The sequence below is a fragment of the Delftia sp. WSY_12 genome, assembly GCF_043104645.1.
Taxonomy (GTDB): Bacteria; Pseudomonadota; Gammaproteobacteria; order Burkholderiales; family Burkholderiaceae_C; genus Comamonas; species Comamonas tsuruhatensis.
Window position 1 is genome coordinate 254,487 of record NZ_JBICKW010000022.1, and the last position, 22,622, is coordinate 277,108.

Genomic DNA, 22,622 nt, shown 5'->3' on the forward strand with positions numbered 1-22,622 from the left:
AGGAGCGCACCATGCACCCGCAACCCCTGCAAAACCCCGCCTCGCCCTGGCATGCGGGCGAACTGGCAATCCAGCACAGCGTTGGCGTCGTGGACCGCATGGACATGCCGGGCCGCAAGTTTGTGCGCCCCTTCCTGCTGGACCAGCACCGCGAGTTCTACCCGCTGCTGCATTTCGTGATGCTGGGCAGCGTGGATGCGCAAGGCGACGCCTGGGCCACGGTACGGGCCGGCGAGCCGGGCTTCCTGCACTCTCCCGATCCATCGACCCTGCATGTGGCGGCGGGCCGTGATGCGGCCGACCCGGCCGAGCCGGGCCTGGGCGACGGCCATGCCGTGGGCCTGCTGGGCATGGACCCCATGACGCGCCGGCGCAACCGACTCAACGGCACGGTGCGGCGCAAGGCGGGCGTTGATGGGGCGGGCGCCTTCGACATCGGCGTGGTCCAGAGCTTCGGCAACTGCCCGCGCTATATCCAGAACCGCAGCGTCCGGTTCGTCCGGCCTGCGGACGAGCCCACGCAGGTGCCGGCGATCGAACTGGCATCGCTGGACCCGCGCGCACAGGCCCTGATTACGCAGGCGGATACGTTCTACGTGGCGTCCTACGTTGATGGGGAGGATGGCCTGCGCCAGGTCGATGTCTCCCACCGTGGCGGCAAGCCGGGCTTTGTGCGGATCGACGCCGATGGAACGCTGACCATCCCCGACTTCTCGGGCAACCTGTTCTTCATGACCCTGGGCAACTTCCTGGTCAATCCCAAGGCGGGCCTGCTGTTCATCGACTCCGAAACCGGGGAAATGCTGCAGATGACGGGCGAGGCCAGCGTCATCCTTGACTCCCCGGAAATCGCCGCCTTCGAGGGCGCCGAGCGCCTGTGGACCTTCAAGCCCCGCCGCATCGTGCGCCGGCCCGACGCCCTGCCGCTGCGCTGGAGCATGGCGGCCGACGGCTGGTCGCCCCACCTGCAGATGACCGGAAGCTGGGCCGATGCCAGCCAGCGCCTGGCCGCCGCGCGGCTGGGGCGGCAGTGGCGACCGTTCCGGGTGGCGCAGGCCGTGGATGAGAGTTCCACCATCCGCTCGCTCTACCTGGAGCCGGCCGATGGCATGGCCACGGTGGCCCCCCTGGCCGGCCAGCACCTGCCGCTGCGCCTCACGCTGGCGGACGGCAGCCATCTGCAGCGCACCTATACGCTGTCGCTGGCGCCTTCGGACGGGCGCTTGCGCATCAGCGTCAAGAGGCAAGGCCGCGCATCCAGCCATCTGCATGGCCTGAAGCCCGGCGATCTGGTCGAGGCCCGCCCGCCCGCTGGCAGCTTCACCGCCGATGCGGCCCTGCGCCGCCCCGCCGTGCTGCTGGCCGCGGGCATAGGCATCACGCCCTTGCTGGCCATGCTGCGCCACATCGTCCACGAAGGCCGGCGCACCCGCAGCCTGCGGCCCACCTGGCTGTTCCAGGCGGCTCGCACGCGCAGCGAACGGGCCTTTGACACGGAGATTGCCGAACTGGTGAAGGCCGGCAATGCCGAGGTGCACTGGGTGCGAACGCTCAGCCAGCCCGGCACGGCAAAGGCCGGCCGCGACTACGACCATGAGGGCCACATCGACATGGCCCTGCTGAAAGCCACCCTGCCCTGGGACGACTACGACTTCTACCTCTGCGGCCCAGACGCCTTCATGCAGGCCACCTATGACGGCCTGCGCGAACGCAACGTGCCCGACGAGCGCATCCACGCAGAAGCCTTCGGTCCCTCGGCCCTGAAGCGATCCATGGCCGGTGCAGCCCCCGCCGCCGAACTGCCGGCACCCGCCACGCAGCCTGTCCGCATCATCTTTGCCGACTCGGCCAAGGAAGCGCGCTGGAAGCCCGGCGACGGCAACCTGCTCGAAGTGGCCGAGGCGCGAGGCCTGGAGCCCGCCTTCGGTTGCCGGGGCGGCAGCTGCGGCGACTGCCGCACGCGTGTGCTGCAGGGCGGGGTGACCTATGCCTCGCCACCTTCCTTCGCCGTGCCAGCGGGCGAGGCCCTGATCTGCTGCGCCGTGCCTGCGCAGGGGCCGGGGGAGGCTTTGCATCTGGCGTTGTGAGGAGCCTGTCTCTGCGCGCTTTCCACATCAGGACATACCGACGGCAAAAGGCACATCAGCGATTGCTGCCCAATGCCTCGCTGCATCTAGCTTTCTATCTGGACGAGTATCGATTCATCAAGCTCTATGACTTCAAACAGGCCCTGACCCCGCTCATAGACCTCCCCTGACAGGAACCGAACCACTTTCTGGCCGATGTGCATGCACATCTCCACGACAAAGCCATCTGCATCCCGGCGCATGTCTTTTATCCGCACAAGACCCAAGGGCAACTCAGCCAGCAGTCGGTCACGGTAACCAATGGATGCAGGCACGCCGGGACCCGACTCAGACGCCTCTGGAGTCACAAGGTACAGGCCGTGAAACCCGCTGCCATCGTCGATACGGGAAAGCATTGACCAGACACGTCCGTCCACCAGTTGGATCCAAATCTCGATGAACTGGAGATAGGGCACCTGCGGATGGCTCCAGACTGCTTCGCCAGGTACCCAGTGCTGCCGACCTGATTCATCCATATCCCAGCGGCCGCCTACGGCCAACGCCATCTCGCAAGCTCGCCAGCCCACAATCACCTGCTGGTCGAGATCCTGAAGGGACGGGAACTGGCGCGGCCCCATGGGCTGGATGGAGCTCCCGGAGGCCGGCTCGGTGTCGTCGATATGGACTACCGCGAACCCTTCCTGCTCACTCGGCGGCTCGAACATGGCAAACACGCTGCGAATGGCCTGCTCCGGCACTTGGTGATCGGCCCGCCGCTGCGCGTTTCTCTGCAAGGACGTCTGCAAATCGGCTTTGAGCCAAATACAGACTACGGGCACCCCATGTGATCTGGCGATCTGAATGGCACGCTCACGATGCACCGTCTTCGGAAGGGCGGCATCAAAGAACACCGCATCACCACCCAACGCTGCGGCGTTCTGTTGAATCCAGCTGCTCTTGCCTGCAGCTTGCACCCCCACCACCACATAGAGCTTGGTCGCGGGCGAGCCGGCAGACAGTGCTTTGTCCAAGTCCCGGTACGCCAACTCCCATGCGGCAGCACTGCGTTCGGGGAGAACAGGCGACCTTGTTCGGTTTCCAAATAGTGGTCTGGATTGATGTGCTTTGTGGTTTCCATGAATGACCAAGGCTTTATGGAGGAGCAATGTAACTGTGCGCCGCACCACACGGACACCAGACAAACGGCGTTGCCAAGACCAATGGTCTTCATCGATACACTCGCTGCAATTCCGGCGCTGGCCATCTACACCGCAACTCCCAAGCCCCTGCCCATGAAACTCGCTGTCCACCTGCTACGCCTGCCGTCCTTGGTTCTTGCCTGCCACATCGGCGTAGCCAGTGCACAGCAAACCACACCATCACCGGGCACCTATGTCCGCAAAGGCGGGGGCGGCGATCTGGTGGTGCAGGCTGGCGGCAAGTTCCACATCCAGACCGTGGGAGCCAACGGCCATACCTGTGAGCTGGAAGGCACCATCACCAACGGCCGGGCCAGGATGGCGAATTCGGCCTGCGCCGTGGACTTCACGCCTGCAGGCCAGCGCGTCGGGGTCGACACGGCCACCGGCGATGCATGCCGGGACTTCTGCGGCATGCGGGCCTGGTTTGGCGGCGATTACCTTCGGCCCACACCCGGCTGCACGGACAAGGCCATTGCCGCATCGCGCAGAAACTTCAAGCGCGCGTACGACGCCAAGGACTACCGCCTGGCGCTGACCACGCTGGCGCCGGTGCTGCAGGACTGCGATGAGGTGCTGACCGGCGTTACCAAGGGCTGGCTGCGCAACGACCTGGCGCTGGCGCAGCTTCGCTCGGGCGACGCAGCCGCCTGCCGCCAGACCCTGGCCCCGCTGGCCGAGGAAGCCGGCAAGACGGATCAGGAACTGCGCGAGGTCTATCCGCCCACCGATGCCGATGTGGTGCTGCCCATGCTCAAGGCTGCGCGCACCAATCTGCGCTTGTGCAGTTGAGCGGAGCCATCGCCATGAAAGATCCCGCATCGCCCAACGCAGGAGTCTCCGGGCATTTCCGGCGTGAGGCGAAGTGGATGCTGTGGGTGCTTGGCGTGCTGCCCTCGGCGCTTGCCTTGCTGGCAGCGTGGCTGGCGCCGCTGATCCTGAACCATGTGGAGAAAGACAAATGCCTGAAAGCTGGAGCACAGATCTCCAGGCAAACCGGCAGGTGCGAAAGCACTGAACAGGCGCCCCTGAAGGAGTGACTTGCGGGCTATACCGTTGCCAGCCTGGCGCACGACGATGCCCTGTGCTTGGGCGTGGTGCCCATGCTGTAGCGGATCGGCGGCGGCCCGGGCGTCTTGCCCTATCCTTGTGCGCTTTCATTCCAACTGAGCAGCGCCCTTGAACAGGGCTCGACCCCTTGCCCCCATGACCGATATCCGCCCCGCCCACTTTCCCGAAGACCTCGACGCCGTGGTCCGCATCTTCCGGGAATACGTGGCCAGCCCCACCGTGAGCCTGGACTTCCAGGACTTCGAGACCGAGTTCGCCGCCCTGCCCGGCAAGTACGCCGCACCCGAGGGCTGCGTGCTGCTGGCCTGGAAAGACGGCCAGCCCGTGGGCTGCGCCGCCCTGCGCCAGGTGGATGCGCAGACAGGCGAAATGAAGCGTGTCTACGTGCGCCCCACGGTACGCGGCGAGAACCTGGGGCGCCGCCTGGTGGAAGGCATCCTGGACGCCGCACGGCATGCGGGCTACACCCGCATCTGCCTGGACGTGCTGCCCGAGTTCCAGGCTGCGCAGCGGCTGTATGAAAACCTGGGTTTTGTGGATGCGGAACCGGTGAGCTTCAATCCCGTGCCGGGCACGCGTTATCTCGGACTGGATCTTTGAGGCATGCACCCTCCGGCAGGCGGCCTTCAGCGCCTGCACGGCTTCCGATGCGCTGACACCTGGTCCCTGAGTCCTCGTCTGCAAGCATTCAGCACGGTGAGACCGTAGCCCATACCCCGGTCCAACAGCCTGCCCGCAAGCGCAGCGGCGGTACGGACCACCCTCTCCCCGCATCCTTCATCCGCAAATGCCCGTGGCCGAGCCGGGCAGCCTGTGCTTGTGCCCCGTGAATACCGCCCATGGCGAATGGCGCTGCCTGGGACCAAACGCTCATTGGCAGCATATCTATTCACCTGGCATTTCAAACCTGATTTTAGGAATTGTCCTAAGGATAATTCTGAAAATGATCTGCGGGCGACTTCTTTGATTGACCTCGTGCAGGCCATGAAATCAAATGAGGACTCTTGGCACAGCAAACATCAGAAACCCGCTTGGACACTGACAGCGGATTATTCGCCTGCTTGCAACCACTCATTTCCGTCAAATTGCCTTTATTGATCAAGGCGCATTGGCTGGAATCATCGATTCCGCTTCCGATCCAGCGTCTCCATACACCATGCCAGCCTCCATTGCCGCCACCTTCTATCAGATTGGCTATGCCGACATGCTTGCTCGCCAAATGGAGCAAAAACAGATAGATGCCATTGTGCTCACGCCACAGGAATACGCGGACATACTGAGCGACAAGGCGCGTAACAATCCTCGCCTGGCGGCCACGCTCCATGCCATGCTGGCCCACAGTGCGCTTGGACAATATTGGACAGACACCGCCAGCCCGAATGCAGGCAAACCCTGGGTCGCTCCCGCCTCCCTGATGGTCAGCGACGCGTACCTGATCACCAAAACGCTGATTGCATTGGGCCTGGCCGGTGCCCGCTCCTATATCAAGACAACCGCCACAGGCACCTATATCATCATCACAGGCTACGCGGGACTTCGCCGCCAGCTGCTGCAAGGCACGCGATTCCTTGCCGCCAATCCACGCATGGTCCAGATGGGCTTGGGTATTCGCGGTCTGCAGAATGTGGCCAAGGGCGGGTTTCTTCTGAGCCTGGTGGTGGGCACCGGGATAGAGACACTGGACTTCATCTTCAATGACGAGAAGACAATGCATGATCTTGTGGGTGGGATTGGAGTGGAGGCGGTCAAGGCGGGATTGGCGACGATGGTAGGCCTTGGCTTGGGAATAAAGCTTGCAACGGCAACGTCCCTTGCAATTCTTCCTTTGGCTGCTGTGGCAGTGGCCGTACTTGTCACAGGAATCATCTTGAATCAAATAGACGATGATTTAAAAATCAAACAACATGTGATCAACATGCTACGCATTTTTACAAGCAGCATGCCTCAAGGAATATATCGAATAAATATCGACAAACTTAATCTGGAAAATCATAAAACAAATCATCAGATAGAGTATAAACTTAACGAGTGTTCCACAGAAATTTTCAGAAATGAATTTATGTGCCGCACAAATCGCAAAAACTAATCAATAAAATGTTGGACGCAAAAAAAATAAGGAAAACCTTGATTTGGTGCATCCCTTTAGATATTTTCGTTTTTATTCTTTGCATTTGGTACATTAAGCATGCAATATTTAATGACATTAAGGATCTCGTTGAATTATCAGCATCAATAAGAATAACACCCGGAGCACCAGTCGTAGCATATTTTCCCGTAATATTGGCAGTTGGTCTAATTTCTTCATTATCCAAGGCAATACCATGCAAAACATCAATTTTAAAGGTAACCGAACGCAGCTTTAACGCAGCCATGCTGGCAGGATTAATAATCATGGCTTCTTGCCTTGCCCTCATAACTCCCTTGCAATACTATGCAATGCCCAAACTTGGCTATACACGCTGCAATATCCTGGAAGGGCACCCCACCATATATTTCACGGACTGGGTCAAAAACCCCGAATGGTGCGTTCGCGGAAAAACCAGGGAATGGGTCAAAGAGCAGGCCAGGCTCTCCGGCAACCTTGAAAATCCCTGAAATAAAAAAAAACGCAGACCACATGGTCCGCGCTTTTTTGCATCCTCCGGCAGCCGTGCTGCCAACTCCCTCAGAACGCCTCTTCACTCATCTGCGCGCAAGTCATGTCGCGCTCACGCACGACCTTGAGCCAGGCGCCGATCTTCGGCAGCTCGTAGCCGAAGAAATAGCGCATGGCGGCCATGCGGCCAGCGTTGGCGGGTTCGGCCAGGGCGGCGTCCTTGGCGAGCACGGCCAGGGACACGTCCAGCCAGGTCCAGGCCAGTACCGTGTGGCCAAAGGCCTGCATGTACGGCACGGCATTGGCCAGGGCCTGCTGAGGATCGTCGGTGGCCCATGCGGCCTTGGTGGTGGCGCCGACTTCCTGCAGGGCCTTGGCCAGTTCATTGGCGTAACCGGCCAGCTCGGGCCGGGCCATGGCGCGCTGGATGGTGTCGTTGATGCGCGTGGCCAGCAGTTGCAGGCCTTTGCCGCCGTCCATGAGCACCTTGCGGCCCAGCAGGTCCATGGCCTGGATGCCGTGCGTGCCTTCATGGATCATGTTCAGGCGGTTGTCGCGCCAGTATTGCTCCACGGGGAAGTCGCGCGTGTAGCCGTAGCCGCCGTGGATCTGGATGGCCAGGGAGTTGGCCTCCAGGCAGAACTCGCTGGGCCAGCTCTTGGAGATGGGGGTGAGCACTTCCAGCAGCAGCCGGGCCTCGGCCACGGATTCGGGCGTGCCGGTGTGCTGCTCATCGACCAGGCGTGCGCAGAACAGGTTCAGCGCCAGCGCGCCTTCGCAATAGGACTTCTGCGCCAGCAGCATGCGCTTGACGTCGGCGTGCTCGATGATGCGCGACTGGGGGCGCGTGGCATCCTTGCCGGCTGCACCCAGCGCCCCCTTGATCGGCCGGCCCTGCGGGCGGTTCTGCGCGTACTCCAGGCTGGCGTGGTAGCCCGCCATGCCCAGCATGGTGGCGGCCATGCCGATGGAGATGCGGGCCTCGTTCATCATGTGGAACATGCATTTGAGGCCCTCGCCGGGCTTGCCGACCAGGTAGCCCACGGCCCCGGCGCCGCCGCGCACGGGAAAGCGCCCTTCCCCGAAGTTCAGCAGCGTGTTGGTGGTGCCGCGCCAGCCCAGCTTGTGGTTGAGACCGGCCAGGGCCACGTCGTTGCGCTCGCCGGTAAGTTGGCCTTCGGTGTCCACGAGCTTCTTGGGCACGATGAACAGCGAGATGCCCTTGACGCCGGGCACGGGCTTGCCGTCCGGCCCCGGGATCTTGGCCAGCACGAGGTGAACGATGTTCTCGGTCAGCTCATGATCGCCCGCGCTGATCCACATCTTGTTGCCCTTGAGGCGGTAGCGCGGGCCCAGCGCATCGCTCTCGAAGTCGGCGCCATCGGGCTCGGCGCGGGTGGCGATATCGCTCAGCGAGGAGCCGGCCTGGGGCTCCGACAGGCACATGGTGCCGGCCCAGCGGCCATTGAATTCGTTGGCGGCGAAGACCTGTTTTTGCATGTCCGTGCCGTGGGCCATGATGGCGTTGGCATTGCCCGAGGTCAGCATGTTGGAGCCGATGCTGATGGAGGCCGCCGCGAAGAAGCTGTTGGCCGCCGCCTCCACGGTGTAGGGCAGCTGCATGCCGCCAATGTCGTAGTCCTGGGCGGCGCTGAGCATGCCCGAGTCGGCATAGGCCTGGCGCGCATCGTGGGTGCACCGGGGCAGGATGACTTTCTCGCCGTCGAACTGCGGCTCCTGCGTGTCCACGGTGCGGTTGAAGGGGGCGTATTTCTCGCGGGCGATGCGCTCGCAGGTGTCGAGCACGGCATCGAAGGTGTCGCGCGAATGGTCGGCAAAGCGCTCGCGCTCGCCCAGCGCATCGGCGCGCAGCCATTCATAGAGCAGGAAATCGATGGTGGAACGCAGGCGCATGGTGGGGTCCGGAATCAAAAAAGAAGCCGCAGGCGCCGCCAGAGGGAGCGCGTGCGGCCAACAGGAGTAACGGGAACAGGCGGTGGCGGCCGCAGCCGCCACCTGTACTTACAGCACTTCGAACACGCCGGCGGCACCCATGCCGCCGCCGATGCACATGGTCACGCAGACACGCTTGGCACCGCGGCGCTTGCCTTCGATCAGGGCGTGGCCGGTCAGGCGCTGGCCCGAGACGCCGTAGGGATGGCCCAGGGCGATGGCGCCGCCGTTGACATTGAGGCGGTCGTTGGGGATGCCCAGCTTGTCGCGGCAGTACAGCACCTGCACGGCAAAGGCTTCATTGAGCTCCCACAGGTCGATGTCCTGCACCGTCAGGCCCAGCTTCTTGAGCACCTTGGGCACCGCGAAGACGGGGCCGATGCCCATTTCGTCGGGCTCGCAGCCGGCGACGGCAAAGCCCAGGAAGCGGCCGATGGGCTTGAGGTTGTTGCGCGATGCATAGTCCTCGCTCACCACCACGCAGGCGCCTGCGCCGTCGGAGAACTGGCTGGCATTGCCGGCCGAGATCACACCGCCGGGCAGCGCGGGGCGGATGCCCGAGATGCCTTCCTTGGTCGTGCCCTCGCGCACGCCCTCGTCCTTGCTGCAGGTCACTTCCTTGGTGATCAGGCCGCGCACCTTGTCGGCCACGCCCATGGTCACGGTGATGGGGGCGATCTCGGCATCCAGCAGGCCGGCGGCCTGGGCCGCGCAGGCCTTTTGCTGGCTGGCGGCGCCGTATTCGTCCATGGCGTCACGCCCGATGCCGTAGCGCTTGGCGACCTGTTCGGCGGTCTGCAGCATGCTCCAGTAGATCTCGGGCTTTTGCTTGGCCAGGGCCAGGTCCTGGATCATGTGCAGGTTCATTTCCTGCTGCACGCAGGAGATGGATTCCACGCCGCCGGCCACGTAGACATCGCCCTCGCCCGCGATGATGCGCTGCGATGCGGTGGCAATGGTCTGCAGGCCCGAGGAGCAGAAGCGGTTGATGGTCATGCCCGACGCAGTGATGGGCAGGCCGGCCTTGAGCGCGATCTGGCGCGCGATGTTCATGCCGGTGGCGCCTTCGGGGTTGGCGCAGCCCATGATCACGTCATCGACGGCGGCGGGGTCAACGCCTGCGCGCTGCACGGCGTGCTGCACGGCATGGCCGCCCAGCGTGGCGCCATGGGTCATGTTGAAGGCACCCTTCCAGCTCTTGGCCAGGGGGGTGCGGGCGGTGGAAACGATCACGGCGGATGTCATGGATATTCCTTGTATGGCGGGTTTGCGGTGGTTCGCAAAAAGTTCGTGCGCCGCACGTCTCAGCTGAATTGCTTGCCTTCGGCCGCCAGCTTCGCCAGCAGCGGCGCGGGCTGCCAGAACTGGGCATCGTCGTTGGGGTTCCTGGCGAAGCGGTTCATGGCCTGGACCACGTTGAACAGCCCGACCTCGCCCGCGTAGTGCATGGGGCCGCCGCGCCAGATGGGAAAGCCGTAGCCGGTCAGGTAGACCATGTCGATATCGCCCGACTTGCCGGCGATGCCGTCTTCCAGGATGTGGGCGCCTTCGTTGACCAGGGCGAAGACCAGGCGCTGGACGATTTCCTCATCGGAGATCTTGCGCGGGGTGATGCCCAGCTCCTTGCGATGCGACTCGATCATCTGGTTGACCAGCTCGGACGGGATGGCGTCGCGCTTGCCCGCCTGGTAGTCGTACCAGCCCGCACCGGTCTTCTGGCCGAAGCGGCCCAGCTCGCACAGCTTGTCGGCCGTGCGGCTGTACTTCATGTCGGCGCGCTCGACGGCGCGGCGCTTGCGGATGGCCCAGCCGATGTCGTTGCCGGCCAGATCGCCCATGCGGAACGGGCCCATGGCGAAGCCGAACTTCTCGATGGCCTTGTCCACCTGGGCGGGCGTGGCGCCTTCGTCCAGCAGGAATCCGGCCTGGCGCGAGTATTGCTCGATCATGCGGTTGCCGATGAAGCCGTCGCACACGCCCGAGACCACGGCGGTCTTCTTGATCTTCTTGGCCAGCTTCATCACGGTGGCCAGCACGTCCTTGGCGGTGTGCTTGCCGCGCACCACTTCCAGCAGCTTCATCACGTTGGCGGGGCTGAAGAAGTGCATGCCCACCACGTCCTGCGGGCGCTTGGTGAAGGCGGCGATCTTGTCCACGTCCAGCGTGGAGGTGTTGGAGGCCAGGATGGCGCCGGGCTTGGCCACTTCGTCCAGCTGCTTGAACACGGTTTCCTTGACGCCCAGTTCCTCGAACACCGCCTCGATGATGAGGTCGGCGTTCTTGAGCGCGTCATACGACAGCGTGGTGCTCAGCAGGGCCATGCGCTGGTCGTACTTTTCCTGGGTGAGCTTGCCCTTCTTGACCTGGGCTTCGTAGTTCTTGCGGATGGTGGCCACGCCACGGTCCAGCGCTTCCTGCTTGGTCTCCAGAATGGTCACGGGGATGCCCGCGTTCAGGAAGTTCATGGAGATGCCGCCGCCCATGGTGCCGGCACCGATGACGCCCACGGTCTTGATGTCGCGCACTGGCGTGTCCGAGGGCACGTCGGCGATCTTGGAGGCCGCGCGCTCGGCCATGAACAGGTGGCGCAGTGCGCGCGACTCGGGCGACCACATCAGTTGCATGAAGGCTTCGCGCTCCAGAGCCATGCCTTCGTCGAACTTCTTGCGCGCGGCGTTCTCCACCGTGTCCACGCAGCGGGCCGGGGCCGGGTAGTTCTTGGCCATGCCCTTGACCATGTTGCGTGCGAACTGGAAGTAGGCATCGCCCTGGGGATGCTTGCAAGGCAGGTCGCGCACGCGCGGCAGCTGGGCACCCGCCGCGTGCTTGTCGGCCACTTCCAACGCAAAGGCCTTGGCCTCGTCCAGCAGGGACTCGGGCGAGGCGGCCATCTTGTCGAACAGCTTCTGGCCGGGGATGGAGGCCAGCAGCTCGCTCTTGACGGGTTCGCCGCTGACGATCATGTTCAGCGCGGTCTCCACGCCCAGCACGCGCGGCAGGCGCTGCGTGCCGCCTGCACCGGGCAGCAGGCCCAGCTTGACTTCAGGCAGGGCCACCAGGGTGCCGGGAGCGGCCACGCGGTAGTTGCAGCCCAGCGCCAGCTCCAGCCCGCCGCCCATGCAGACGGTATGGATGGCGGCCACCACGGGCTTGCTGCCCTGGTCCAGGGAGTTGATCAGCGAGACCAGGTGCGGCTCGCGATACGCCTCTTCCTTGCCGAACTCGTTGATATCGGCACCGCCCGAAAAAGCCTTGCCGGCGCCCGTGATGACGATGGCCTTGACGGCTGGGTCGGCGTACGCTTTGTCCAGCCCCTCGACGATGCCCCGACGCGTGGATAGTCCCAGGCCGTTGACCGGCGGATTGTTCAAGGTGATGACGGCGATGGCACCGTCCACTTTGTATTCAGCAGTCATGCTGTTGTCCCCTATGCGATAGAAAAAGAACGATCGTGCGATTTTGATTGTAGGGAGTTCTTCCGCCTTTGCCATCCACCCTTGTCTCGGGCGGGACAAATTGTGTCGAGACGCCGTATAGGAGCCTGTTCACCACGGTCTAACTCACCCGGAAATTCCCTATGCAGGCCTAGGCCGCAACGGCCAGCGGAGGTACGTCAAGCTTGATTTGCTGCCCCTCCAACAAGGCATACCCTATTGACAGATAGTGGTTGCACAACTCTGGTTCGCCAACCAGAGACTGCTCCGCATCTTCTGGCCGAAACAGCAACAGATGGCGCACATACAGCAGGTCGGCCTCGGACTCGATGGCGAAACGGATGAAATCCGGAAACTCGTGGATATTGTTGCGCTTCAGTGTCCAGGACAATCCAAGCCGTGGCCGGCGAAGCAGATCAGATCCGCGACGCAGCGTTTGGTAATAGTCCAGATTTTTCTTGAATGTAGGCAAATCGGCGCCTGTGCGATTGGCGGCAAAAACCTCGTCCGTGATCCCGTCTATGGAAAAGGTGAGCGTATCCACCCAGCGAATCTTTCGTTCGTCAAACCGCTGCTTCACAAATGTCCCATTGGTTACGCAGGTGACCAGCACGTTGTATGCCTCGCAAAACTCGAACAAACGATTCCACAGGGGCATGGACACCATGCTCGGCTCGCCCCTGCCCACCAGGTTGATCAACGTCAGATAGGGGAAAACTTCATGTGCCAGAGACTCCAGCACATCTTGCGAAAAAGCCGGGCGCCGATTGTTCATGCGGTGCTCATTCTCATCTCCATGGCTGCTGCAATGCGAGCAGTGAAGATTGCATGCTGCAGTCAGTTCAAGACTCAGGGACTCTGGCAGATGCGGCACCTGTGCCAGCTGGCGAGACTCACTGTGCACCACCTGGGCGCGAACCCACTCCTTCAACCCCAGCAGATAGGCCTGCCTTGACAGTTCGTCTCCATCCTCAGGAACAAGTGCAGCGGAAACCACATCGAATTCTCCGTGCCCCTGAACAAAGGCTTCCAGCCGCAACTTTACCCAGCCCGCCTCACGCGCTTCATCGGGAATCAATACGCGTATTCGCTCCACCTGGTGGACGTTTTGCAATCGAAAGCAAATGGCACGCTCTTCGCTGTAACGTCCCAGGATGCCGGTTGAAAAATACAGTTTGCTGAAATCATATCGATTGACGGGAGCCTTTTTGATGCGCAACGCCAATTCTATGTATAAATCCTCTTTTTTGACACGGAACAATCCTAGATTCTTCAGCTGGGGTCGGATTTTATTCACTTTTATTTCTCTCCCCCTGCTCCTTTATGAAATCCCAGGCAATCGGTTGATATTCAACTTTCTTGGCCAGCGAAGCTTGTGTTCTTTCCCCTCCAAAGTTCGCCCAGATATTTCTCTGTTCGGCATATCTGATTTCACGAAACCAGCATTTCTTGCATTGCTCCCATTCTTCTTCCGTATTGAGCGTGCCGCGCACCGACTGCATGCGCTCGTTGTTCCATAGCGAAGAAAAATTGACATCCTTCTTCAGATAGCCCACATTTTCAGCGTACATGTTCGCACAAGTCACGACCTCTCCATCGGCCATGATTACCGCTGTCCGGTGTATGAATATGCATTCAGCCGGTTCCGCCGTTGATCTATCCACTGCAACCGCCTTGGCTTCATCGTGCAGCTTTTTCAAGTCTTCAATTGAAAGCATGATGTCGATTCTTTAAATTTAACCTGATAGACATGGGGATGTCATTTCAGAAAATCCATCATAAGCCATCAATTGAAGACCCGGCGCAAGGCGATTTTCTTAAACCTCCAGCCACTCCTTGCGCACCTTCTGGTCGGCGCGCAGCCCGTCGGGCGTGCCGTCGAAGACGATGCGCCCATGACCCATGACCAGGGCCCGGTCCGAGATGCTCATGGCAATGGTGAGCTTTTGCTCGATCAGCAGCACGGACACGCCGCGCTGCTTGATCTTTTGCAGGTACTCGCCCACCAGCTCGACGATCTTGGGAGCCAGGCCCTCGGTGGGCTCGTCGATGATGATCAGGTCGGGGTCGCCCATCAGCGTGCGGCACAGGGTCAGCATCTGCTGCTCGCCGCCCGACATCACACCGGCCTCGGTGTGCTGGCGCTCCTTCAGGCGCGGGAACATGGCGTACATGTCGTCGAAGCCCCAGCGGCTGTCCCGGCCCTTTCCCTTCTGTCCCAGCAGCAGGTTCTGGTGCACGGTGAGATTGGGGAACACGTCGCGGCTCTCGGGCACGTAGCCCAGGCCCAGGTGAGCGATCTCGTAGGCCTTTCTGCCAGTCAGGCTCTGGCCCTTCCACTCCAGCGCGCCCTCCCAGTGCACCAGGCCCATGATGGCCTTGGCCGTGGTGGAGCGGCCCGAGCCGTTGCGCCCCAGCAGCGCGACGATCTCGCCGGGCTGCACCGAGAAATCCACGCCATGCAGCACATGGCTTTTGCCGTAATAGGCATGCAGGTTGTTGATGTTCAGCATCCGGGCTTCCTCAATGTGCACCAGCTTGTTGATCCGCCACGGACGAGCCCAGATAGGCCTCCTGCACGCGTGGATTGGCACGCACGGCCTCGGGCGTGTCGTAGGCGATGACTTCGCCGTAGACCACGACGGCGATCTTGTCGGCCAGGCCGAAGACCACGCCCATGTCGTGCTCCACGGTCAGCAGCGTCTTGCCTTCGGTGACCTTCTTGATCAGCTGGATGAAGTGGGCCGTTTCGCTGTTGCTCATGCCGGCCGTGGGTTCGTCCAGCAGGATGACGCCGGCGCCGCCGCCGATGGTGATGCCGATCTCCAGCGCGCGCTGTTCGGCATAGGTGAGGTTCACCGCCAGCGTGTCGCGCTTTCTGTGCAGGCCGATCATCTCCATCAGCTCATCGGCGCGGGCGTTGGCATCGCGCAGCTTGGACAGGAAGCGCCAGCAGCTGTAGCGGTAGCCCAGGCTCCACAGCACGCTGCAGCGCAGGTTCTCGAACACGCTGAGCTTGGGAAAGATGTTGGTGATCTGGAAACTGCGCGACAGCCCCATGCGGTTGATTTCATAGGGCTTCTTGCCGTCGATGCGCTGGCCGTTGAGCAGCACCTGGCCGCTGGTGGGCTCGAAGCGGCCGCTGATCAGGTTGAACAGCGTGCTCTTGCCCGCGCCGTTGGGGCCGATGATGGCCACGCGCTCGCCGGGCTTCACGGCCAGTTGGGCGCCGCGGATGATCTCGGCCTTGCCGAAGCGCTTGTACAGGTCGCGCAGCTCCAGCGCGTAGGTGGCCTCGCCGGTCGCGGCAGCGGCGGCAGTGCCTGGTCGTTCGATTGCAATGCTGGACATGGCTCAGCCCTCCCCGCGCTTGATGGCTTCTTCGATTTCTTCCTGGATACGCTCCCAGCGCCGCAGGCACCAGCGCCGGGCCACTTCCAGCAGGCCCAGGCCCACGACGAAGACGGCAACGGCCAGAGTCCAGGTGGAGGCCGAGCTGGTATCGAGCTGCACGCCCATGAACGAGACCTGGGAACCCAGGGCCGCATTGAGCTGCAGGTGGTAGATCATCTCGACGATGGCCGCGCCGCCCACGATCATGACCAGGGCGCTGGCCGCGATGGCCAGGTAGGGCTGGGCCAGCCGGCGCCACTTGCCGAAGCGCGCCACGCGCAGGTTCATCATGATCAGGCTGGCAACGCCGCCCGGTGCGTACATCACCATCAGCAGGAACACCAGGCCCAGGTACAGCAGCCAGGCCTTGGTCAGCTCCGACAGCAGCACCGAGGCCAGCACCAGCAGCACGGCGCCGATGATGGGTCCGAAGAAGAAGGTGGCGCCACCCAGGAAGGTGAACAGCAGGTACGAGCCCGAGCGCATCACGCTCACGCTGTCCATGGCCGTGATGATCTCGAAGTTGATGGCCGCAAGTCCCCCGCCCACGCCTGCGAAGAAGCCCGCGATGATGAAGGAGAAGTAGCGCACGCGCTGCGTGTTGTAGCCCACGAACTCCACGCGCTCGGGGTTGTCGCGCACGGCGTTGAGCATGCGCCCCAGCGGCGTGCCCGTGAAGGCGAACATGGCGGCCGTGCAGATGAAGCAGTAGGCGGCGATCAGGTAGTACACCTCCATGCCCGAGCCGAAGGTCAGCCCGAAGAAGGGCTTGCCATAGACGCGGTCGGTGGTGATGCCGCCCTCGCCCCCGAAGAACTCGGGGAACATCAGCGCCATGGACGCCACCAGCTCGCCGATGCCCATGGTGATCATGGCGAAGGTGGTGCCCGACTTCTTGGTGGTCACATAGCCCAGCAGGGCCGCGAAGAACATGCCGCCCAGGCCGCCGATGATGGGAATCAGCACCAGCGGAATGCCCCAGTCGCCGGAGCTGGCCCGGTTCATCGCATGGATGGCGATGAACGAGCCCAACCCCGTGTAGACCGCATGGCCGAAGCTCAGCATGCCGCCCTGCCCCAGCAGGATGTTGTAGGACAGGCAGATGATGATGAGATAGCCGATCTGGCTGAGCATGGTCAGCGCCAGGCTGCTGGTGAACACCAGCGGCGCGACGATCAGCGCCAGGGCGAAGGCGCCCCAGATCAGGATGCGGCCGATGTTGAGCGGCTGGAAGCTGTAGTGGCGCCCTGCGCCCGCAGCCCCCGAAGCGCCCGGAACGCCTTTTGCGGCAGTGGATGTCATGGTCGTTTTGGTGATCGAGGACATGGTGTCAATCTCCCCGCGTGCCCAGGAGGCCCTTGGGCCGGAAGATGAGGATCAGCACCAGGAACAGGTAGGGCAGGATGGGCGCGACCTGGGAAATGGTGAGCTTGAGCAGCGGCCAGCCGAAGGTCTGCTCGCCGACCGGGCTGCCCAGCGAGGTCAGCAGGCTGGCCAGCGACCAGTCGATGGCCACGGCAAAGGTCTGCACGACGCCGATCAGCAGCGAGGCCACGAAGGCCCCCGCCAGCGAGCCCATGCCGCCGACCACCACCACCACGAAGATGATGGAGCCGACCGACATGGCCATGGCCGGCTCGGTCACATACGTGTTGCCGCCGATGACGCCGGCCAGCCCCGCCAGCGCGCAGCCGCCGCCGAACACCATCATGAACACGCGCGGCACGTTGTGGCCCAGCGCCTCCACCATCTCGGGGTTCTTGAGCGCGGCCTGGATGACCAGGCCGATGCGCGTGCGCGTCAGCAGCAGCCAGACGGCCACGAGCATCAACATTGCCACCAGCATCACGAAGGAGCGCGAGCGCGGGAACTGCGTGCCGTACAGCGTGAACAGCGGGCCCTGCAGCGCGGGCGGCAGGCCGTAGGGCACGGTGCCCCGGCCCCAGACCAGCTGCACCACCTCGAGGATGAGGTAGGACAGGCCGAAGGTCACGAGCAGTTCTGGCACATGGCCGTACTTGTGCACGCGGCGCAGGCTGTAGCGCTCGAACATGGCGCCCAGCGCGCCCACCAGCAGGGGCGCGACGAACAGCGCGCCCCAGAAGCCGATGATGCCGCTGAGCGTGTATCCGAAGTACGCGCCCAGCATGTAGAAGCTGGTGTGGGCGAAGTTGAGCACGCCCATCATGCTGAAGATCAGCGTCAGCCCCGAGCTGAGCATGAACAGCAGCAGTCCATAGCTCACGCCGTTGAGCAGCGATATGGTGAAGAACTCAAGCGTCATCGAAAGGCCTTGGTTTCGGTGCGTTGGGGACAGGAGGCGGTGCGTGCCGGTCTCAGGACGGGCGCTTCATCTGGCAGGACGTGGGCGTGCTGGCCACGTAGGGCTCGTAGTACTTCACCGGGGCGAAGGTGTAGCCCGTGTTCTCGGCGTCATAGGGGTTCTTGCCGCCGGCCTTTTCCCAGCGCGTGATGTACAGGCCCTGCTGCAGCTGGTGGTCGGTCTTGCGCATCTCCACTTCGCCGTTGAAGCTCTTGAGCTTCATGCCCTCCAGCGCGGCGGCCACCTTGACGGGGTCAGTGCCGCCGGTCTTGGCAAAGGCCGCATCCAGCAGCGCGAACACGTGGTAGATCGAGCTTTGCGTGAGGTCGTCGTTCATCTTCTTCTTGAACTCGGCCATCAGCGGCTGGATGGGCCCCCCCATGTTGTAGTGGCCGTAGCCCACGGTGTAGACCTTGCCGTCGGAGGCCGCGCCCATGGCCGTGGGCGAGCCCGAGCCGAAGGCGTAGTAGGTGTAGAACTTGACGTTGTTCAGGCCCGCGTCGTTGGCCGCCTTGAGCAGCAGCGACAGGTCAGAGCCCCAGTTGCCCGTGATCACCGTATCGGCGCCCGATTGCTTGATCTTGGCGATGTAGGGTGCGAAGTCGCGCACCTGGGCCAGCGGCGCGAAGTCATCGCCCACCACCTGCACGTCGGGCCGCTTGGCCTTGAGCATTTCCTTGGCGTACTTGGAGACCTGCTGGCCGTGCGAGTAGTTCTGGTTGATCAGGTAGACCTTCTTGACCTCCGGCACGTCCTTCATATAGGTCGTCAGCGCTTCCATCTTCATGGAGGTGTCCGCATCCAGGCGGAAGTGCCAGTAGCTGCACTTGCTGTTGGTCAGGTCCGGGTCCACGGCCGCGTAGTTGAGGTAGACGACTTCCTTGCCCTTGTTGCGCGCGTTGTGCTTTTCCAGCGCATCCATGATGGCCAGGGCCGGGCCCGAGCCGTTGCCCTGCACCACGTAGCGTGCGCCCTGGTCCATGGCCGAGCGCAGCACGGCCGTGGTCTCCTGCGGGCTGAGCTTGTTGTCCAGCGGGATGATCTCGAACTTCACGCCCGAGGCATTTTTCTTGTTGAACTCCTCGGCCATCAGCTGGAAGGTCTTGAGCTGGTTCGTGCCCACGGCGGCCATCAGGCCCGACAGCGGGTCGATCCAGCCGATCTTCACCGTCTCGCCCTTTTGCGCCCAGGCGCCCGAGGCACAGGCCAGCATGGCCGAGGCGGCCACCGAATGCACGATCCACTTCATTTTTCTGTCTCCTTTTTCCGGTTGATTCGGATATCTGTATTGGCGCCAGACTAACGCCTGAATGACAATTTCCCTTCGGGGAATGCCTTAGAAACTATCGCGCATGCGACTTCGCCGCAGTCCGGGACACATTGGCGACAGATCGCCATCGATCAGCCCATGAACCCGTGTTTTGACCGATTTCAGGCAAAAGAAAGGGGCGCCTCGCGCCCCTTGCGAAGTCAGCCTGCCTGCCTGGGCGTCATGAAGGACGCTTCATCTGGCATGAGGTGGGGGTACTGGCCACATAGGGCTCGTAATATTTCACGGGCACAAAGGTGTAGCCGGTGTTCTCCGAGTCCATCGGGTACTTGCCGCCGGCCTTTTCCCAGCGCGAGATGAACAGGCCCTGCTGCAGCTGGTGGTCGGTCTTGCGCATCTCGACTTCGCCGTTGAGGCTGTTGAACTTCATGCCCTCCATGGTGGCCGCCACCTTGGCCGGGTCCGTGGTCTTGGCGCGCAGGAAGGCCTGGTCCAGCATGGTCAGGCCCGAGTACAGCGAGCCCGTGTACATGTCGTCGTTGAACTTGGCCTTGTAGCCCTTGGTGATGCGGTCCAGCGGGCCGGGCAGGTTCAGGTGGCCGTAGCCCACCATGTAGACCTTGTCGGCGGCGGCCGCGCCCATGGCCGTGGGCGCGCCCGTGGCAATGGCGTAGTAGGTATAGAACTTGACGTTGTTCAGGCCAGCGTCGCTGGCGGCCTTGATCAGCAGCGCCAGATCCGAGCCCCAGTTGCCCGTGATCACCGAGTCGGCGCCCGATTGCTTGATCTTGGCGATGTAGGGCGCGAAGTCGCGCACCTGGGCCAGCGGCGAGAAGTCGTCGCCCACGATCTCCACATCGGGGCGCTTGCGCTTGAGCATCTCCTTGGCGTACTTGGAGACCTGCTGGCCATGCGAGTAGTTCTGGTTGATCAGGTAGACCTTCTTGACCTCGGGCACGTCCTTCATGTACGTGGTCAGGGCCTCCATCTTCATGGAGGTGTCCGCATCCAGGCGGAAGTGCCAGTAGCTGCACTTGCTGTTGGTCAGGTCCGGGTCCACCGCCGCATAGTTCAGGTAGACGACTTCCTTGCCCTTGTTGCGCGCGTTGTGCTTTTCCAGTGCGTCCATGATGGCCAGGGCCGGGCCCGAGCCATTGCCCTGGAAGACGTAGCGCACGCCCTGGTCCATGGCCGAGCGCAGGGCCGCCGTGGTTTCCTGCGGGCTGAGCTTGTTGTCGATGCCGATGATCTCGAACTTCACGCCCGAGGCCGTGCCCTTGTTGAGCTCCTCGGCGATGTACTGCAGGCTCTTGAGCTGGTTAGAACCCAGCGCGGCCATGAGGCCGGACAGCGGGTCGATCCACGCAACCTTCACCGTCTCGCCCTTCTGGGCCATGGCGCCCGTGGCGCAAGCCAGGGCCAGGGATGCCGTCAATGCCTTGATCGCAAACTTCATGAAGCGTCTCCTCTTGTGGTGGTTTCTGGGCGAGGCTCAGGGTAATGGTCCCCTTGCCCCGCACCGATCGGTGATTGCCCCTAGCGGCTATCGCCGACGAGACTCGGACCGGCCGCCCCTATCAGCACATGCCCCCGCATGCCCTGGCACGGCGGCTGGCCCGCAGCGGCTCACAGCCCCGGCAGCCGGTAGCCGGCCAGTTGCTCGCGCAGCCGGGTCTTGAGCATTTTTCCGGTGGCGCCCAGCGGAATGGCATCGACGAAGACCACGTCGTCGGGGATCTGCCACTTGGCGGTCTTGCCCTCGTAGAACTTGAGCAGTTCCTCGCGCGTGACCTCGGCACCGGGCCTCTTCGCCACGGCGACGATGGGGCGCTCGTCCCACTTGGGATGCGGCATGCCGATGCAGGCGGCCATGGCCACGGCCGGATGGGCCATGGCGATGTTCTCAATGTCGATGGAGCTGATCCATTCGCCGCCGGACTTGATCACGTCCTTGCTGCGGTCGGTGATCTGCATGAAGCCGTCCGGGTCGATGGTGGCCACGTCACCCGTGGGGAACCAGCCGCGGCCCTGCGCGTCCTTGATGAGCGGGCTTTCGCCCTTGAAGTAGCTGTCCACGATCCAGGGGCCGCGCACCAGCAGGTCGCCGTAGCTCTTGCCGTCCCAGGGCTGGTCCGTTCCATCGCTGCCCACGATGCGCATGTCCACGCCGTAGATGGCGCGGCCCTGCTTTTGCAGGATCTTCATCTGCTCGTCCTTGGGCAGCTGCAGCTGCTTGTTCTTGAGCGTGCACAGCGTGCCCAGCGGGCTCATCTCGGTCATGCCCCAGGCATGCAGCACCTCCACGCCAAACTCGTCCTGGAAGGCCGTGATCATGGCCGGCGGGCAGGCCGAGCCGCCGATGACCGTGCGCTTGAGCGTGGAAAACCGCAGGCCGCCCGGCCTGATGTGGCCCAGCAGCATCTGCCAGACCGTGGGCACGCCGGCCGCGTAGGTGACGCCCTCGGCCTCGATCAGCTCGTACAGCGACTTGCCGTCCAGCGCCGGGCCGGGGAACACCAGCTTGCAGCCCGTGAGCGCGGCCGAGTAGGGAATGCCCCAGGCGTTGACATGGAACATGGGCACGACGGGCAGCACCGAGTCGCGCGCCGATATGCACATCACATCGGGCAGCGCGGCCGCGTAGGCGTGCAGCGTGGTGGAACGGTGGCTGTAGAGCACCGCCTTCGGGTTGCCCGTGGTGCCGCTGGTGTAGCACATGCTGGAGGCCGTGTTCTCGTCGAATTCGGGCCACTGGTACTGGTCGGACTGGCCGGCAATCCAGGCCTCGTAGCTGACCAGGCCCGGAACGCCGCTGTCGGCAGGCAGGCGGTCCGCATCGCACAGCGCCACCCACTGGCGCACCGTGGGGCACTTGGCATGCACGGCCTGGATGATGGGCAGGAAGGTCAGGTCAAAGCACATGACGCGGTCTTCCGCGTGGTTGATGATCCACGCCACCTGGTCGGGGTGCAGGCGAGGATTGACCGTGTGCAGCACGCGGCCCGAGCCGCTGACGCCGAAGTACATCTCCATGTGGCGGTAGCCGTTCCAGGCCAGCGACGCCACGCGGTCGCCAGGCTGCAGGCCCAGGCCGTCCAGCGTGTTCGCCAGCTGGCGCGAGCGCCGTGCCAGGTCGCGGTACGTATAGCGATGGATATCGCCCTCCACCCTGCGCGAGACGATCTGCGCATCGCCATGGTGGCGGTCGGCGAAATCGATCAGCGACGAGATCAACAGTGGTTGGCTTTGCATCAGACCCAGCATCTATAGGCTCCTAAGGTGATTGAACTTCGTGAACGTCGTGAACTGCGGACCGC

The 22,622-nt window shown here is 63.0% G+C and carries 19 protein-coding genes; 5 read left to right on the forward strand and 14 right to left on the reverse strand.

The window, feature by feature from the left end; translation table 11 throughout:
- Positions 1–11: 11 nt before the first annotated feature.
- Positions 12–2,087, forward strand: coding sequence for a pyridoxamine 5'-phosphate oxidase family protein (locus ACF8LI_RS13515; protein ID WP_392413048.1), 2,076 nt, complete (start codon positions 12–14; stop codon positions 2,085–2,087).
- 86 nt (positions 2,088–2,173) lie between these two features.
- Here ACF8LI_RS13515 and ACF8LI_RS13520 read toward each other — a convergent pair whose 3' ends face one another.
- Positions 2,174–3,097: an AAA family ATPase gene (locus ACF8LI_RS13520; RefSeq protein WP_392413050.1), complete on the reverse strand. Its 924-nt coding sequence runs from the start codon at positions 3,095–3,097 to the stop codon at positions 2,174–2,176.
- A gap of 261 nt (positions 3,098–3,358) precedes the next feature.
- On the opposite strand from ACF8LI_RS13520, the gene ACF8LI_RS13525 reads away from it, so the two are divergent.
- From ACF8LI_RS13525 to ACF8LI_RS13540, 4 genes are all read left to right on the forward strand, one after another.
- Entirely contained in the window at positions 3,359–4,057 is a 699-nt protein-coding gene (locus ACF8LI_RS13525) for a hypothetical protein (protein ID WP_034349093.1), read from the forward strand.
- 14 nt (positions 4,058–4,071) lie between these two features.
- Positions 4,072–4,305 (forward strand): hypothetical protein, encoded by a 234-nt coding sequence (locus ACF8LI_RS13530; protein ID WP_016452903.1) that lies wholly within the window; start codon positions 4,072–4,074, stop codon positions 4,303–4,305.
- Positions 4,306–4,471: 166 nt separating this feature from the next.
- A complete protein-coding gene (locus ACF8LI_RS13535; protein WP_043790368.1) occupies positions 4,472–4,936 on the forward strand; it encodes a GNAT family N-acetyltransferase in 465 nt (154 codons plus the stop codon).
- Between the two features lie 556 nt (positions 4,937–5,492).
- Positions 5,493–6,422, forward strand: a complete 930-nt coding sequence (locus tag ACF8LI_RS13540) for a hypothetical protein (RefSeq protein WP_392413053.1) — start codon at positions 5,493–5,495, stop codon at positions 6,420–6,422.
- On the opposite strand, the gene ACF8LI_RS13545 is transcribed toward ACF8LI_RS13540, so the two are convergent.
- From ACF8LI_RS13545 to ACF8LI_RS13605, 13 genes are all read right to left on the reverse strand, one after another.
- A complete protein-coding gene (locus ACF8LI_RS13545) occupies positions 6,394–6,729 on the reverse strand; it encodes a hypothetical protein (protein WP_392413054.1) in 336 nt (111 codons plus the stop codon). The two genes, ACF8LI_RS13540 and ACF8LI_RS13545, sit on opposite strands and share 29 nt — an antisense overlap.
- 272 nt (positions 6,730–7,001) lie before the next feature.
- Positions 7,002–8,846, reverse strand: coding sequence for an acyl-CoA dehydrogenase (locus tag ACF8LI_RS13550; RefSeq protein WP_392413056.1), 1,845 nt, complete (start codon positions 8,844–8,846; stop codon positions 7,002–7,004).
- A 108-nt stretch (positions 8,847–8,954) separates the two neighbouring features.
- A complete protein-coding gene (locus tag ACF8LI_RS13555) occupies positions 8,955–10,130 on the reverse strand; it encodes an acetyl-CoA C-acyltransferase (protein ID WP_016446755.1) in 1,176 nt (391 codons plus the stop codon).
- A gap of 59 nt (positions 10,131–10,189) precedes the next feature.
- Positions 10,190–12,301 carry a 3-hydroxyacyl-CoA dehydrogenase NAD-binding domain-containing protein gene (locus ACF8LI_RS13560; RefSeq protein WP_392413058.1) on the reverse strand — a complete coding sequence of 704 codons (2,112 nt, stop codon included), beginning with the start codon at positions 12,299–12,301 and terminating at the stop codon, positions 10,190–10,192.
- Positions 12,302–12,470: 169 nt separating this feature from the next.
- Positions 12,471–13,616, reverse strand: a complete 1,146-nt coding sequence (locus ACF8LI_RS13565) for a radical SAM protein (RefSeq protein WP_392413059.1) — start codon at positions 13,614–13,616, stop codon at positions 12,471–12,473.
- Positions 13,609–14,037, reverse strand: a complete 429-nt coding sequence (locus ACF8LI_RS13570; protein WP_043790375.1) for an SPASM domain-containing protein — start codon at positions 14,035–14,037, stop codon at positions 13,609–13,611. Before ACF8LI_RS13570 ends, ACF8LI_RS13565 begins: the two co-directional genes overlap by 8 nt.
- 99 nt (positions 14,038–14,136) lie before the next feature.
- Positions 14,137–14,832 (reverse strand): ABC transporter ATP-binding protein, encoded by a 696-nt coding sequence (locus tag ACF8LI_RS13575; protein WP_313281368.1) that lies wholly within the window; start codon positions 14,830–14,832, stop codon positions 14,137–14,139.
- 10 nt (positions 14,833–14,842) lie between these two features.
- The gene (locus ACF8LI_RS13580) at positions 14,843–15,670 is read right to left on the reverse strand and encodes an ABC transporter ATP-binding protein (protein ID WP_013802770.1); all 828 of its coding nucleotides are present in this window, start codon (positions 15,668–15,670) and stop codon (positions 14,843–14,845) included.
- Between the two features lie 3 nt (positions 15,671–15,673).
- Complete coding sequence (locus tag ACF8LI_RS13585; protein ID WP_392413061.1) at positions 15,674–17,038, reverse strand: branched-chain amino acid ABC transporter permease; 1,365 nt, start codon at positions 17,036–17,038, stop codon at positions 15,674–15,676.
- Between the two features lie 4 nt (positions 17,039–17,042).
- A complete protein-coding gene (locus ACF8LI_RS13590; protein ID WP_017405244.1) occupies positions 17,043–17,996 on the reverse strand; it encodes a branched-chain amino acid ABC transporter permease in 954 nt (317 codons plus the stop codon).
- Between the two features lie 52 nt (positions 17,997–18,048).
- Entirely contained in the window at positions 18,049–19,284 is a 1,236-nt protein-coding gene (locus tag ACF8LI_RS13595; RefSeq protein WP_074922819.1) for a branched-chain amino acid ABC transporter substrate-binding protein, read from the reverse strand.
- A 241-nt stretch (positions 19,285–19,525) separates the two neighbouring features.
- On the reverse strand, positions 19,526–20,761 hold the full coding sequence (locus ACF8LI_RS13600) for a branched-chain amino acid ABC transporter substrate-binding protein (RefSeq protein ID WP_016452910.1): 1,236 nt from the start codon (positions 20,759–20,761) through the stop codon (positions 19,526–19,528).
- A gap of 170 nt (positions 20,762–20,931) precedes the next feature.
- On the reverse strand, positions 20,932–22,569 hold the full coding sequence (locus ACF8LI_RS13605; protein WP_016446749.1) for a 3-(methylthio)propionyl-CoA ligase: 1,638 nt from the start codon (positions 22,567–22,569) through the stop codon (positions 20,932–20,934).
- Between the last annotated feature and the right edge of the window lie 53 nt (positions 22,570–22,622).